11 protein-coding genes are annotated in these 14,959 nt (G+C 64.4%); all 11 read left to right on the forward strand.

Features of this window, described 5'->3' with window-relative positions:
• The first annotated feature begins 212 nt into the window (after window positions 1–212).
• Entirely contained in the window at window positions 213–389 is a 177-nt protein-coding gene (locus E3U47_RS11455) for a hypothetical protein (RefSeq protein WP_003250005.1), read from the forward strand.
• Window positions 373–3,348, forward strand: a complete 2,976-nt coding sequence (locus E3U47_RS11460; RefSeq protein ID WP_167659472.1) for a sensor histidine kinase — start codon at window positions 373–375, stop codon at window positions 3,346–3,348. Before E3U47_RS11455 ends, E3U47_RS11460 begins: the two co-directional genes overlap by 17 nt.
• Before the next feature lie 4 nt (window positions 3,349–3,352).
• A complete protein-coding gene (locus E3U47_RS11465) occupies window positions 3,353–4,792 on the forward strand; it encodes a sigma-54 dependent transcriptional regulator (protein ID WP_134691557.1) in 1,440 nt (479 codons plus the stop codon).
• A 791-nt stretch (window positions 4,793–5,583) separates the two neighbouring features.
• Window positions 5,584–6,978, forward strand: a complete 1,395-nt coding sequence (locus E3U47_RS11470; protein ID WP_134691558.1) for a polynucleotide adenylyltransferase PcnB — start codon at window positions 5,584–5,586, stop codon at window positions 6,976–6,978.
• A gap of 2 nt (window positions 6,979–6,980) precedes the next feature.
• Window positions 6,981–7,460, forward strand: coding sequence for a 2-amino-4-hydroxy-6-hydroxymethyldihydropteridine diphosphokinase (folK, locus tag E3U47_RS11475; protein ID WP_134691559.1), 480 nt, complete (start codon window positions 6,981–6,983; stop codon window positions 7,458–7,460).
• Between the two features lie 250 nt (window positions 7,461–7,710).
• Entirely contained in the window at window positions 7,711–8,511 is an 801-nt protein-coding gene (panB, locus tag E3U47_RS11480) for a 3-methyl-2-oxobutanoate hydroxymethyltransferase (RefSeq protein WP_134691560.1), read from the forward strand.
• Window positions 8,508–9,371 (forward strand): pantoate--beta-alanine ligase, encoded by an 864-nt coding sequence (panC, locus tag E3U47_RS11485; RefSeq protein ID WP_134691561.1) that lies wholly within the window; start codon window positions 8,508–8,510, stop codon window positions 9,369–9,371. Before panB ends, panC begins: the two co-directional genes overlap by 4 nt.
• Window positions 9,372–9,563: 192 nt before the next feature.
• Complete coding sequence (gene pgi / locus E3U47_RS11490) at window positions 9,564–11,228, forward strand: glucose-6-phosphate isomerase (RefSeq protein WP_134691562.1); 1,665 nt, start codon at window positions 9,564–9,566, stop codon at window positions 11,226–11,228.
• Between the two features lie 235 nt (window positions 11,229–11,463).
• Complete coding sequence (gene acs / locus E3U47_RS11495) at window positions 11,464–13,398, forward strand: acetate--CoA ligase (protein ID WP_134691563.1); 1,935 nt, start codon at window positions 11,464–11,466, stop codon at window positions 13,396–13,398.
• A gap of 78 nt (window positions 13,399–13,476) precedes the next feature.
• Window positions 13,477–13,779 carry a helix-turn-helix transcriptional regulator gene (locus tag E3U47_RS11500; protein WP_023631021.1) on the forward strand — a complete coding sequence of 101 codons (303 nt, stop codon included), beginning with the start codon at window positions 13,477–13,479 and terminating at the stop codon, window positions 13,777–13,779.
• 181 nt (window positions 13,780–13,960) lie between these two features.
• Entirely contained in the window at window positions 13,961–14,944 is a 984-nt protein-coding gene (locus E3U47_RS11505) for a zinc-dependent alcohol dehydrogenase family protein (protein ID WP_134691564.1), read from the forward strand.
• Window positions 14,945–14,959 lie beyond the last annotated feature (15 nt).

Raw genomic sequence — 14,959 nt, forward strand, 5'->3', positions numbered from 1 at the left:
ACACTGAAAACCTGGGGCCGCTACGCGCCCCATCGCGACACAAGGCCGCTCCTACAGGGGCCGCGCAAAGCAGCAAGCCTAGTGTTTCAACGCAATCAAAAGCCCAGCAAATTCAAATCCTTGGCTAACCCTACCGATTCCCGCTAGCATCGCCGCCATCATTTGCGCCAATAATAAGTCCAAACCCGCAGCGCCCAACCCTCGAGGCCAGCATGTACATCTATCGTTTGGTCCTGCTTCTGGTCGTGGGGATCTACCTGTTCTCCCCGGCCATCATGGACTGGTGGATCGAACCGACCGGAGCCTGGTATCGCCCTTACCTGCTCTGGCTGATCCTGATCGTCGTCACCTTCATCCTGCAGAGCCAACGAGATGCCGATGAGCTTTAGCCTGACCCAGATGATCCTGATCAGCGCCGCCTACCTGCTGGTGCTGTTCGGCGTGGCCTGGATCAGCGAACGCGGGCTGATCCCGCGCGCGGTCATCCGCCACCCCCTGACCTACACCCTGTCGCTGGGCGTCTATGCCAGTGCCTGGGCCTTCTACGGCTCGGTGGGCCTGGCCTACCAGTACGGCTACGGTTTTCTCGCCTGTTACCTGGGGGTGTCGGGCGCGTTCCTGCTGGCGCCGGTGCTGCTCTACCCGATCCTCAAGATCACCCGCACCTACCAGTTGTCGTCACTGGCCGACCTGCTGGCGTTTCGTTTTCGCAGCACCTGGGCCGGCGCGTTGACCACGGTGATCATGCTGATCGGCGTGCTGCCGTTGCTGGCCTTGCAAATCCAGGCGGTGGCCGACTCCATCAGCATCCTTACCGGCGAGCCGGTCAAGGCGCGGGTGGCGTTCGCCTTCTGCGCGCTGATCATCCTGTTCACCATCTTCTTCGGCTCGCGCCATATCGCCACCCGCGAAAAACATGAGGGGCTGGTGTTCGCCATCGCCTTCGAGTCGGTGATCAAGCTGGTGGCTTTGGGCGGTATCGGCCTGTACGCGCTGTACGGCGTGTTCGGCGGCCCCCACGGCCTGGAAGTGTGGCTGCTGCAGAACCAGACGGCCCTCGCCGCCCTGCACACACCCTTGCAGGAAGGCCCATGGCGCACCCTGCTGCTGGTGTTCTTCGCCTCGGCGATCGTGATGCCGCACATGTATCACATGGCATTCACCGAAAACCTCAGCCCGCGCTCGCTGGTCAGCGCCAGCTGGGGCCTGCCGCTGTTCCTGCTGCTGATGAGCCTGGCGGTGCCACTGGTGCTGTGGGCCGGACTGCGCCTGGGCGCCAGCACCAACCCCGAGTACTTCACCCTGGGCCTGGGCATTGCCGCCAACAATGAGGCACTGGCCTTGCTGGCCTATATCGGCGGGCTGTCGGCGGCCAGCGGGCTGATCATCGTCACCACCCTGGCGCTGTCGGGCATGGCCCTGAACCACCTGGTGCTGCCGCTGTACCAGCCGCCGGCCGAGGGCAATATCTACCGCTGGCTGAAATGGACCCGTCGAGCGCTGATCGTCGCCATCATCACCGCCGGATTCATCTTCTACCTGACCCAGAACAACCACCAGAGCCTGGCCAACCTGGGCATCGTCGCCTTCGTCGCCACCTTGCAGTTCCTGCCCGGCGTGCTATCGGTGCTGTACTGGCCGACCGCCAACCGCCGCGGTTTCATCGCCGGCCTGCTGGCGGGCACCCTGGTGTGGATGGTGACCATGCTGCTGCCGCTGCTGGGCAACCTGCAGGGCTTCTACATCCCGTTGCTGGACATGATCTATGTGCTGGACGACACCAGCTGGCACATGGCGGCCATCGCCTCGCTGGCGGCCAACGTGTTGCTGTTCACCTTGATCTCGCTGTTCACCAATGCCAGCAGCGAAGAGGTCAGCGCCGCCGAGGCGTGCGCGGTGGACAACGTGCGCCGGCCGCAACGCCGCGAACTGCACGCAGCCTCGCCCCAGGAGTTCGCTACCCAGCTGGCCAAGCCACTGGGCGCCAAGGCCGCGCAGAAGGAAGTCGAACAGGCCCTGCGCGACCTCTACCTGCCCTTCGATGAGCGCCGCCCCTACGCCCTGCGCCGTCTGCGCGACCGCATCGAGGCCAACCTCTCCGGCCTGATGGGCCCAAGCGTGGCCCAGGACATGGTCGAAACCTTCCTGCCCTACAAGTCCGGTAACGAAAACTACGTCACCGAGGACATCCACTTCATCGAAAGCCGCCTCGAGGACTATCACTCGCGCCTCACCGGCCTTGCCGCCGAGCTCGACGCCCTGCGCCGCTACCACCGCCAGACCCTGCAAGAGCTACCCATGGGGGTCTGCTCGCTGGCCAAGGACCAGGAAATCCTGATGTGGAACAAGGCCATGGAGGAGCTCACCGGGATCGCCGCCAAGCATGTGGTCGGCTCGCGCCTGGTGACCATCGCCGAACCGTGGCGCGGCCTGCTGCAGGGCTTCATCAACCTTCCCGACGAACACCTGCACAAGCAACGCCTGGCCCTCGACGGCCAACCTCGCTGGCTCAACCTGCACAAGGCGGCCATCGACGAGCCGCTGGCCCCGGGCAACAGTGGCCTGGTGCTGCTGGTCGAGGACCTGACCGAAACCCAGGCCCTGGAAGACAAGCTGGTGCACTCCGAACGCCTGGCCAGCATCGGCCGCCTGGCCGCCGGCGTGGCCCACGAGATCGGCAACCCGATCACCGGCATCGCCTGCCTGGCGCAGAACCTGCGCGAAGAACGCGAGGGCGATGGCGAGCTGATCGAGCTGTCCAGCCAGATCCTCGAACAGACCAAGCGCGTGTCGCGCATCGTCCAGTCGCTGATGAGCTTCGCCCACGCCGGCGGCAGCCAGCAGAACAGCGAGGAGCCGGTATGCCTGGCCGAGGTGGCGCAGGATGCCATTGGTCTGCTGGCGTTGAACCGGCGCAATTTCGAAGTACAGTTCTTCAACCTCTGCGACCCGCAACACTGGGTCGAGGGCGACCCGCAACGTCTGGCCCAGGTGCTGATCAACCTGCTTTCCAATGCCCGCGACGCCTCGCCACCCGGCAGCGCCGTGCGCGTGCGCAGCGAAAGCAGCGAGCACACCGTGGACCTGATCGTCGAGGACGAAGGCAGCGGCATTCCGAAAAGCATCATGGACCGCCTCTTCGAACCCTTCTTCACCACCAAGGACCCGGGCGAAGGCACCGGACTGGGGCTCGCTCTGGTCTATTCCATCGTGGAAGAGCATTATGGGCAAATCACCATCGACAGCCCGGCCGACATCGAGCGCCAACGTGGTACCCGGATCCGCGTGACCCTGCCCCGGCATGTCGTAGCGACGTCCCCTGAAATTCGCGACCGTCGAGAGAATTGAATCAATGCCGCACATTCTGATCGTCGAAGACGAAACCATCATCCGTTCGGCCCTGCGCCGCCTGCTCGAACGCAACCAGTACCAGGTCAGCGAAGCCGGCTCGGTGCAGGAAGCCCAGGAACGCTTCAGCATTGCCACCTTCGACCTGATCGTCAGTGACCTGCGCCTGCCAGGCGCCCCGGGCACCGAGCTGATCAAGCTCGGCCAGGGCACCCCGGTGCTGATCATGACCAGCTACGCCAGCCTGCGCTCGGCGGTGGACTCGATGAAAATGGGCGCGGTGGACTACATCGCCAAGCCGTTCGACCACGACGAGATGCTCCAGGCCGTCGCGCGCATCCTGCGCGATCGCCAGAACGCACCGGCCGCGGCGCCCGCCAGCGAAGCGCGAACCACCAATGGCAAGGCTGGCGCCGACAAACCGGCCGCGGCCAACGGCGAAATCGGCATCATCGGCTCCTGCGCACCAATGCAGGACCTGTTCGTGAAGATCCGCAAGGTCGCGCCCACCGACTCCAATGTGCTGATCCAGGGCGAGTCGGGCACCGGCAAGGAACTGGTCGCCCGCGCCCTGCACAACCTGTCGCGCCGGGCCAAGGCGCCGATGATCTCGGTGAACTGCGCGGCGATCCCGGAGACCCTGATCGAGTCCGAACTGTTCGGCCACGAAAAAGGCGCATTCACCGGCGCCAGCGCCGGGCGTGCCGGCCTGGTAGAAGCCGCCGATGGCGGTACGCTGTTCCTCGACGAAATCGGCGAACTGCCGTTGGAAGCCCAGGCCCGCCTGCTGCGCGTACTGCAGGAAGGCGAGATCCGCCGGGTCGGCTCGGTACAGTCGCAAAAGGTCGATGTGCGCCTGATCGCCGCGACCCACCGCGACCTGAAGAACCTGGCCAAGGCCGGACAGTTCCGTGAAGACCTCTACTACCGCCTGCACGTGATCGCCCTGAAGCTGCCAGCCCTGCGCGAGCGCGGCAGCGACGTCAACGAAATTGCCAACGCCTTCCTCGCGCGCCAGAGCGCGCGGGTCGGCCGCGACGACCTGCACTTCTCCAGCGAGGCCGAGCAAGCCATCCGCCACTACAGCTGGCCGGGTAACGTGCGCGAGCTGGAAAACGCCGTGGAGCGCGCGGTGATTCTCAGCGAGAGCGCGGAAATTTCCGCCGACCTGCTGGGCATCGACATCGAGCTGAGCGACCTGGACGACGACGTGCTCGACAGCTTGCCGGCGCTGGTGGGCAACGGTGCCAGCAGCGCCAGCCACGAACCGACCGAGGACCTGTCGCTGGAAGACTACTTCCAGCACTTCGTGCTCGAACACCAGGACCACATGACCGAGACCGAGCTGGCGCGCAAGCTGGGGGTCAGCCGCAAGTGCCTGTGGGAGCGCCGCCAGCGCCTGGGCATCCCGCGGCGCAAGAGCAACGCCACCAGCGACAACTGATTCTGCGTAATGCATCGCGGGCGATGCGGCGACCCGACATGCCCGCTCCCACGTACTCGGCAAGGGTGACGTGGGAGCGGGCTGCTCGGGTCGACGCGTCGCCCGCGCTGCGTTTGTGCGGTAACACATCAGCCTTTGCGCAAATCTGTTACCCAAGCTGTCAGACGTAACAGTTCCCGAGGCGTACGGTAACGAAATTTCTACATTTGCCCGCGCCCCAACCCAGCCAGAATCGGCGAAAGCCCCGGTTTCATTGGGTTTTCAAAAGTTGGCACGGCATCTGCTATATCTCTGGTACAAGAACAATAACAAGCACTGCAACTCAGAATAAGAACAAGACGAAACGGCTCACGCACAATAAAAACAAGACGGCGGAGGCGCAGCTAACTGATTCTTTTGGAGAGGCGTTGTGTTTGGGGTTTGCCCCACGATCAGGCAGAGAACAACAAAAACTGCACTTAAAAGCAGCACCTGAACTGATTGGACCGCAAGGTCAGCATCAACTCGGCGACCAAAGCAATCCGTTTGCTCTTCACCCCTGGTTTGGGGGTCGTCCATACGCTTCAGGCGTCGTGGACAGGGCACTCAACAAAAACAAGAAGCCCGACAAAAAAATAATAAGAGCACGCAACGACTTGATGGGGAGCTTAGGCTCCCCATGTCGTTTCTCCCTTCTGCATCGCCTCTTGGCATAGCGCCTACACCATTCCCCGAGTAAATGCTAGAATCCCCGCCCATCATGCGGCCATTCTCCTATCCTTGGCCGAACATTCCTTCAAACAGTGCATCCCATGCTGAAGAAGCTGTTCCAGTCGTTCCGCCCGCCCGTTCGTGGCCAGCACCACAGGCGCACCACGCCTGAAGTGATCAACAAGAGCCAGCACTCGCTGCAACGCAGCCAGTTCAGCCGTCATGCCGTGGGCATCGTCGAGCGCCTACAGTCGGCCGGTTACCAGGCCTACCTGGTCGGCGGCTGCGTGCGCGACCTGTTGCTAGGCATCACCCCCAAGGACTTCGACGTCGCCACCAGCGCCACGCCCGAACAGGTCCGCGCGGAGTTCCGCAACGCCCGAATCATTGGCCGGCGCTTCAAGCTGGTCCATATTCATTTCGGTCGCGAGATCATCGAGGTCGCCACCTTCCGTGCCCCGCACTCCGATGAAGACCAGGCCGACAGCCACCGCTCGTCGCACAATGCCAGCGGTCGGATCCTGCGCGATAACGTCTACGGCACCCTGGAAGAAGACGCGCAACGCCGCGACTTCACCATCAACGCCCTGTACTACGACCCGGTCAGCGAGCGCATTCTCGACTACGCCAACGGTGTCCACGACATCCGCAACCGCTTGTTGCGACTGATCGGCGACCCGACCCAGCGCTACCAGGAAGACCCGGTGCGCATGCTGCGGGCCGTGCGCTTCGCCGCCAAGCTGGACTTCGGCATCGAGAAGCACACCGTGCAGCCGATCCGCCAGCTGGCGCCGATGCTGCGCGACATCCCGCCGGCGCGGCTGTTCGAAGAGAGCCTGAAGCTGTTCCTCAACGGCCAGGGCGCGATCACCTTCGAGATGCTGGTCGACCTGGAACTGTTCGAGCCGCTGTTCCCGGCCAGCAGCCACGCCCTGGAAGAGCGCCCGACCTACACCCATACCCTGATCAGCCAGGCCCTGAGCAACACCGACCTGCGCGTCAAGCAGGGCAAGCCGGTGACCCCGGCCTTCCTGTTCGCCGCCTTGCTGTGGCCGGCCCTGCCGGGCCGCGTGCTGCACCTGCAGAGCCAGGGCGTACCGCCGATCCCGGCCATGAACGGCGCGGCTCACGACCTGATCGCCGAACAGTGCCAACGCATCGCCATCCCCAAGCGCTTCACCCTGCCGATCCGCGAGATCTGGGACATGCAGGAGCGCTTGCCGCGGCGCAGCGGCAAGCGCGCCGACGTGATGCTGGACAACCCGCGCTTCCGCGCCGGCTACGATTTCCTGTTGCTGCGTGAAAGCGCCGGCGAGCAAACCGACGGCCTGGGCCAATGGTGGACCGACTACCAGGATGCCAACGACAGCCAGCGCCGCGACATGATCCGCGAGCTGGGCAGCCGCGACGATGGCGCCAGCAGCAGTGCCGGCCCGCGCAAACGCAAACGCAGCGGTAGCAAGCGCAAGCGTGAAGACGACCAGGCGTGGGATTGAGCATGACCCTCCGCGCCTTCATCGGCCTGGGCAGTAACCTCGACGAGCCTGCCGAGCAACTGCGCAGCGCCCTGCAGGCCCTCGACCTGATCGCCGACACCCGCCTGGCGGCGGCCTCGGCGCTGTACACCAGCGACTCGCTGCTGCCCGGCCAGCCACGCTACACCAATGCCGTGGCGGCCATCGACACGGCGCTGGCGCCGCTGGCGCTGCTGGACGCCTTGCAAGGCATCGAGAACGACCAGGGCCGCGTGCGCCAGGAACGCTGGGGGCCGCGCACACTGGACCTCGACATGCTGCTGTTCGGTGATCAGGTCATCGACGTGCCACGCCTGAAAGTGCCCCACTACCACATGCAGGCCCGCCCCTTCGTGCTCTACCCGCTGGCCGAGCTGGTACCGGCTGACTTCCGTCTCGCCGACGGACGCAGCCTCGCGCAATTGCTTCAGGATTGCCCGTTCGTCGGCCTGGAACGCCTGTAATTCGGGCGTTCCAGACGGCGGTAACGCCAGTGTCACCCTGACCGTAACAATGCGGTAACACCGCTGGTTGACTTCCCTTACCTCGCTCACGACTATAGGCGTCCCGCGGCGCCACTCTGCCGCAATCACCCATTTAGGCCCGGACCGAGCTGTGCCCGAACATCACCAACGATGATGTGCCGCTCCGGAAGATGAATACACGCGTTGTACGCAGTTGTCTTTCACAGCGCCTGAACGAGGATGCCCCTACATGCCTGAAGTAACCCTGACCACCCTGAACGGCCTCAAGGCCAAGGGTGAAAAAATCACCATGCTGACCTGCTACGACGCGACCTTCGCCAAGGCTGCGAGCGATGCGGGTGTCGAAGTCCTGCTGGTCGGCGACTCCCTGGGCATGGTCCTGCAGGGCCATGACAGCACCCTGCCCGTCAGCAACGACGACATGGCCTACCACACCGCTTGCGTAAAGCGCGGCAACAGCGGTGCGCTAATCCTCACCGACCTGCCGTTCATGGCCCACGCCACCCCTGAGCTGGCCTTCGCCAACGCCGCCCAGCTGATGCGCGCCGGCGCCCACATGGTCAAGATCGAAGGTGCCGCCTGGCTGGGCGAGACCATCCGCCTGCTGGCCGAACGCGGCGTGCCGGTGTGCGCGCACATGGGCCTGACCCCGCAGACCGTCAACGTGCTCGGTGGCTACAAGGTCCAAGGCCGCCAGGAAGCCCAGGCGCGGCAGATGCGCGCCGACGCCATTGCCCTGGAACAGGCAGGCGCCGCCATGCTGCTGCTCGAGTGCGTGCCCAGCGAACTGGCCGCGGAAATCACCCAGGCGGTGAGCATTCCGGTGATCGGCATCGGCGCCGGCAGCGCCACCGATGGCCAGGTACTGGTGCTGCACGACATGCTCGGGTTGTCGCTGAGCGGCCGCGTGCCGAAGTTCGTGAAGAACTTCATGGCCGGCCAGCCCGATATCCAGAGCGCCCTGGCCGCCTACGTACAGGCAGTCAAGGACGTCAGCTTCCCCGGTAGCGAACATGGGTTCAGCGCATGAATACCGTCAAGACCGTTCGTGAACTGCGCGCCGCCGTGGCGCGTGCCCGTGGCGAAGGCAAGCGCATCGGCTTCGTGCCGACCATGGGCAACCTGCACAGCGGCCATGCCGCCCTGGTGACCAAGGCGGCACAGCGCGCCGACTTCGTGGTCGCCAGCATCTTCGTCAACCCGCTGCAGTTCGGCGCGGGCGAGGATCTGGACAAGTACCCGCGCACCCTCGCCGCCGACCAGGAAAAACTGCTCCAGGCCGGCTGCCACCTGCTGTTCGCCCCCACCGTCGAGGAGATGTACCCCGACGGCATGACCGTGCAAACCCGGGTCAGCGTGCCGCAGCTGTCCGAAGGCCTGTGCGGCGCCAGCCGCCCGGGGCACTTCGAGGGCGTGGCGACGGTGGTCAACAAGTTGTTCAACATGGTCCAGCCAGACCTCGCCGTATTCGGCGAAAAGGACTACCAGCAACTGGCGGTGATCCGCGCCATGGTGCGCGACCTGAACATGCCGATCCAGATCATCGGCGAGCCGACCGTGCGCGCCGAGGATGGCCTGGCGCTGTCGTCGCGCAATGGCTACCTGAGTGCCGAGCAACGCACCGCCGCGCCAGCGCTGTACCGGGTCCTGAGCGGCATGGCCGAGGCGATTCGCCGTGGCCAGCGCGATTTCCCGGCGCTGGTCGCCGAGGGCCAGGCGCAGCTCGAAGCGGCGGGCTTTGGCAAGGACTACCTTGAAGTGCGGCATGCCGTGACACTGCGCCCGGCGCAGGCGGATGACCGTGACCTGGTGGTGATCGCCGCGGCCTACATGGGTAACACCCGGCTGATCGACAACTTGTATCTGCACCTCGAAGCACAGACTGCCTAGCTCGACTCGTGTGTGAGCGGCCCTTTCGCGACACAAGGCCGCTCCCACAGAGTGAGTGCCCCCACAAAATTTCATCCCGCACCCTGCCCTACCCCATTCCCGGTTTCCGGCCAATGCCTATAATGAGCAGCTTGCAACTGGCAACGAATGCCAGTGTCATAGCCTGACCATGCACCAAGGAAACCACCCGCAATGGCGTATTACCGTAACCCCCACGATGTGACGGCACTGCCCGCCTGGCAGGCGCTTCAACAGCACCGCGACGCCATGCAGGGCTTCAGCATGCGCGAAGCCTTCGCCACCGACGGCAAGCGCTTCGAGCAGTTCTCCTTGAGCAGCTGCGGACTGTTTCTCGACTACTCGAAAAACCTGATTACCGCGCAGACCCGCGACCTGCTGGTGAACCTGGCCAAGGAAGTCGACCTGGAAGCGGCCATCCAGGCGATGTTCAACGGCGAGATCATCAACGCCTCCGAAGGCCGCCCGGTGCTGCACACCGCCCTGCGCCGTCCGGTTGGCGACAAACTCAGCGTCAATGGCGTCAACGTGATGCCCGACGTGCACAAGGTGCTCAACCAGATCACCGAACTGGTCGGGCGCATCCATGACGGCCTGTGGCGCGGCTATAGCGAAAAGCCGATCACCGACGTGGTCAACATCGGCATCGGCGGCTCGTTCCTCGGCCCGGAGCTGGTGTCCGAAGCCCTGCTGCCCTACGCCCAGCGCGGCGTGCGCTGCCACTACCTGGCCAACATCGACGGCAGCGAATTCCATGAGCTGTCGGCCAAGCTGCGCGCCGAAACCACCCTGTTCATCGTCTCTTCGAAGTCGTTCAACACCCTGGAAACCCTGAAGAACGCCCAGGCTGCACGCACCTGGTACCTGGCCCAAGGCGGCTCGGAAGCCGAGCTGTACCGCCACTTCATCGCAGTTTCGAGCAACAAGGCCGCCGCCGTGGCCTTCGGTATTCGCGAAGAGAACATCTTCCCGATGTGGGACTGGGTCGGTGGGCGCTACTCGCTGTGGTCGGCAATCGGCCTGCCGATCGCCCTGGCCATCGGCACTGCCAACTTCAAGGAGCTGCTGTCCGGTGCCTACACCATGGACCAGCACTTCCAGACCGCGCCGTTCGAGAAGAACATGCCGGTGCTGCTGGCCCTGCTGGGCGTGTGGTACGGCAACTTCTGGGGCGCGCGCAGCCACGCGATCCTGCCGTATGACCACTACCTGCGCAACATCACCAAGCACCTGCAGCAGTTGGACATGGAATCCAACGGCAAGAGCGTGCTGACCGACGGCACCCCGGTGAAGACCGATACCGGCCCGGTAATCTGGGGCGGCGTCGGCTGCAATGGCCAGCATGCCTACCACCAGTTGCTGCACCAGGGCACCCAGCTGATCCCGGCTGACTTCATCGTGCCGGTGGTGAGCTTCAACCCAGTCGCCGACCACCACCAGTGGCTGTATGCCAACTGCCTGTCGCAGAGCCAGGCGCTGATGCTCGGCAAGACCCTCGCGGAAGCCGAGGCCGAACTGCGCGCCAAGGGCCTGAACGAGGCCGATATCGCCAAGCTGGCGCCGCACAAGGTGATCCCGGGCAACCGCCCGAGCAACACCCTGGTGGTCGAGCGCATCAGCCCTCGCCGCCTCGGCGCGCTGGTGGCGATGTATGAGCACAAGGTGTTCGTGCAGAGCGTGGTCTGGGGCATCAACGCCTTCGACCAGTGGGGCGTGGAACTGGGCAAGGAGCTGGGCAAGGGCGTGTATCAGCGCCTGGTCGGCGCTCAGGAAGACAGCGCCGAGGATGGCTCGACCCAGGGCCTGATCAACTACTTCCGCGGCCGTCACCGCGGCTGACGCCAGACAGCCGCTCTGTCTGTAGGAGCGGCCTTGTGCCGCGAAAGGGCCGCACCGCGGCCCCAGGATTTCAACAATAAAGCCTTGATTGCTGGGGCCGCTTTGCGGCCCTTTCGCGGCGCAAGGCCGCTCCTACACAGACGGCGTTTCCCCCAGGGAGCACCCCCACCTTCTACACTGTCCATCGAATAGCCGTTGCAGTCCCTCGCCCCTAACAAGAGCAGGACCACCCGCCATGTTCGATATCCGCGACTATCCCGAGGCACAGGCCGTCAGCCAGGCCGCCACACTCTCCGACCACGACTACCATCGCCTCTATCGCCAGTCGGTGGACGACCCCGACACCTTCTGGGCCAAGCAGGCCGAGCGCCTGGACTGGATCAAGCCCTGGTCGAGCGTGCAGCAATGCGACCTGAATACCGGCAGTGCGCGCTGGTTCGACGGCGCTCAGCTGAATGTCAGTCAGAACTGCATCGATCGCCACCTGGCCACGCGCGGCGAACAGACCGCCCTGCTCTGGGAGGGCGACGATCCCAGCGACAGCAAGGCCATCAGCTACCGCGAGCTGCACCGCCAGGTGTGCCGGCTGGCCAATGCCCTGAAAGCCCGGGGGGTGAATAAAGGCGACCGGGTGTGCATCTACATGCCGATGATCCCCGAGGCCGCCTACGCGATGCTCGCCTGCACCCGCATCGGCGCCATTCACTCGGTGGTGTTTGGCGGCTTCTCCCCCGATGCCCTGCGCGACCGTATCCTCGACGCCGATTGCCGCACCCTGATCACTGCCGACGAAGGGGTGCGCGGCGGCAAGCGCATACCGCTCAAGCAAAATGTCGACAAGGCGCTGGCCAGCTGCCCGGCCGTCAGCAGCGTGCTCGTGGTCAAGCGCACCGGCGGTGACGTCAGCTGGAGCGAAGGCCGTGACCTCTGGTACCACGAGGCAACGGCAAAGGCCGGCGACGACTGCCCGCCCGAACCGATGAACGCCGAGGACCCGCTGTTCATCCTCTACACCTCCGGTAGCACCGGCAAACCCAAGGGCGTGCTGCACAGCACCGCCGGCTACCTGCTGCAGGCGACGATGACCTTCAAGGTGGTGTTCGATTACCGCGACGGCGAAGTGTTCTGGTGCACCGCCGACGTCGGCTGGGTCACCGGCCACAGCTATATCGTCTATGGCCCGCTGGCCAACGGCGCGATCTCGCTGATGTTCGAGGGCGTGCCCAACTACCCCGACACCTCGCGTTTCTGGCAGGTGGTGGACAAGCACCAGGTGAACATCTTCTACACCGCGCCCACCGCGTTGCGGGCCCTGATGCGTGAAGGCTCCGGCCCGCTGCAGGGCACATCGCGCCAGAGCCTGCGCCTGCTCGGCAGTGTCGGCGAGCCGATCAACCCGGAGGCCTGGGAATGGTACTTCGAGGCGGTCGGGCAGAAACGCTGCCCCATCGTCGACACCTGGTGGCAGACCGAGACCGGCGGCATCATGCTCACGCCCCTTCCCGGCACACAAAGGCTCAAGCCCGGTTGCGCCACCCAACCGATGTTCGGCGTGCAGCCGGTGCTGCTGGATGAAAAGGGCAAGCTCATCGAGGGGCCGGGCGCCGGCCTGCTGGCGATCAAAGCCAGCTGGCCGGGGCAGATCCGCAGCGTCTACGGCGATCACCAGCGCATGGTCGACACCTACTTCAAGCCCATGCCCGGCTATTACTTCACCGGCGACGGCGCCCGCCGCGACGCCGACGGCGACTACTGGATCACCGGGCGCATCGACGATGTGATCAATGTCTCCGGCCACCGCATCGGCACCGCCGAGGTGGAGAGCGCGCTGGTGCTGCACGACAGCGTCGCCGAAGCGGCGGTGGTCGGTTATCCCCATGACCTCAAGGGCCAGGGCGTCTATGCCTTCGTCACCCCCATGAACGGCATAGAACCGGATGATGCGCTCAAGGCCGAACTGCTGGCCCTGGTCAGCAAGGAAATCGGCAGCTTCGCCAAGCCCGAACTGATCCAGTGGGCGCCCGCCCTGCCCAAGACCCGCTCGGGCAAGATCATGCGGCGCATCCTGCGCAAGATCGCCTGCAACGAGCTGGACAACCTGGGGGATACCTCCACCCTCGCCGACCCCAGCGTGGTCCAGGGGCTGATCGACAAGCGTCTCAACCAGTAGGGCCCTCGGGGCGGCCACCGCCGCCCCGATCATCCTTTACCGCATTGACATATCGGTAAATCCCGATATTATCGCGCCATGGAACTGCTCGACATATTCAAGGCACTCTCGAACCGTACCCGTCTCGAGATCCTCAAAGGCCTGAAAGACCCGGTGAAACACTTTCCTCCCCAGGACGAAGGTGACGTTCATACGGTGGGCGTCTGTGTGAGCAGCATCCAGGAAGGCGTCGGGCTGTCGCAGTCGACGGTGTCCGACTACCTGGCCACTCTGCAGCGCGCAGGCCTGGTCGAAGTCCGGCGCATTGGCCAGTGGACCTATTACAAGCGTAACGAAGCAGCCATCAGCGCGCTCGCCGAGCTGATCGGGAGTGAGTTGTAGGTTTCACTTTTACCTTTACATATCGACTTTTCCCGATATCCCGTTTTGTCGAATTTTTTTCTACCCCACGGAGGCAACAACTACGGCATCTGACAGGTGCCAAGGAACAGAACAGCAACTTCATTTCACTTTATGTATCGATATTTCCCGATATCCCTTTTTATCGAAGCGAGAAAACACCATGAAAGCGTTGATACTGGATTCTTTTGGCGGCCCGGACGCGTTCGCCTATCGCGATGTCGCCAAACCGGTGGCGCAGGCCGGACAGGTACTGGTCCGGGTACATGCCACTTCCATCAACCCCCTGGATTACCAGGTTCGGCGTGGCGACTACCCTGACCTGGTGCCCCTCCCAGCCATTACCGGGCACGACGTTTCCGGCGTCGTCGAAGCCGTCGGGCCAGGTGTGACCGCGTTCAGTCCGGGCGACGAGGTGTGGTACACGCCGCAGATCTTCGATGGGGCGGGCAGCTATGCCGAGTACCACGTCGCCGCCGAAGGCATCATCGGCCTGAAACCGCCTTCGCTGAGCCATCTGCAGGCCGCCAGCCTTAGCCTGGTCGGCGGTACTGCCTGGGAGGCTCTGGTAGTACGTGCGGCGCTCAGGGTGGGCGAGCGCATTCTGGTTCACGGCGGCGCAGGCGGTGTCGGCCACGTGGCGATCCAGCTGGCCAAGGCCATGGGCGCCAGGGTGTTCACCACCGTGCGCGAGGACAATGCCGAATTCGTGCGGCAAATGGGCGCGGACGTGGTCATCGACTATGAGCATCAGGATTATGTCGATGTCGTCCTGCGGGAAACGGCCGGCCAAGGCGTCGACGTGGTCTTCGACACCATTGGTGGCGATACCCTGGCACGCAGCCCGGACGTCCTGGCGCAACTGGGGCGCGTGGTGTCGATCGTGGACATCGCGCAACCGCAGAACCTGATCCAGGCCTGGGGCCGCAACGCGAGTTACCACTTCGTCTTCACCCGGCAGCACCGCGGCAAGCTCGACGAGTTGAGCGCGCTGGTCGAGCGCGGGCAACTAAAGCCACACGTGGGCGCCGTCTACACCCTCGCCGAGGTTCCCCGCGCCCATGCCCGGCTACAAAGCGCCAACAATGGCCTGCAAGGGAAGATCGCCATTGCGGTCGCGCCCATGGCCGATCCCGCCAGCGCTTGAAGCGCCAGTCACCCT

Source organism: Pseudomonas sp. RIT623 (assembly GCF_004519305.1).
GTDB lineage: Bacteria > Pseudomonadota > Gammaproteobacteria > Pseudomonadales > Pseudomonadaceae > Aquipseudomonas.

Coding starts and splice junctions, on each gene's coding strand:
- E3U47_RS11455 (WP_003250005.1), top strand. CDS start 213: ATGTACATCTATCGTTTGGTCCTGCTTCTGGTCGTGGGGATCTACCTG.
- E3U47_RS11460 (WP_167659472.1), top strand. CDS start 373: ATGCCGATGAGCTTTAGCCTGACCCAGATGATCCTGATCAGCGCCGCC.
- E3U47_RS11465 (WP_134691557.1), top strand. CDS start 3,353: ATGCCGCACATTCTGATCGTCGAAGACGAAACCATCATCCGTTCGGCC.
- E3U47_RS11470 (WP_134691558.1), top strand. CDS start 5,584: ATGCTGAAGAAGCTGTTCCAGTCGTTCCGCCCGCCCGTTCGTGGCCAG.
- folK (WP_134691559.1), top strand. CDS start 6,981: ATGACCCTCCGCGCCTTCATCGGCCTGGGCAGTAACCTCGACGAGCCT.
- panB (WP_134691560.1), top strand. CDS start 7,711: ATGCCTGAAGTAACCCTGACCACCCTGAACGGCCTCAAGGCCAAGGGT.
- panC (WP_134691561.1), top strand. CDS start 8,508: ATGAATACCGTCAAGACCGTTCGTGAACTGCGCGCCGCCGTGGCGCGT.
- pgi (WP_134691562.1), top strand. CDS start 9,564: ATGGCGTATTACCGTAACCCCCACGATGTGACGGCACTGCCCGCCTGG.
- acs (WP_134691563.1), top strand. CDS start 11,464: ATGTTCGATATCCGCGACTATCCCGAGGCACAGGCCGTCAGCCAGGCC.
- E3U47_RS11500 (WP_023631021.1), top strand. CDS start 13,477: ATGGAACTGCTCGACATATTCAAGGCACTCTCGAACCGTACCCGTCTC.
- E3U47_RS11505 (WP_134691564.1), top strand. CDS start 13,961: ATGAAAGCGTTGATACTGGATTCTTTTGGCGGCCCGGACGCGTTCGCC.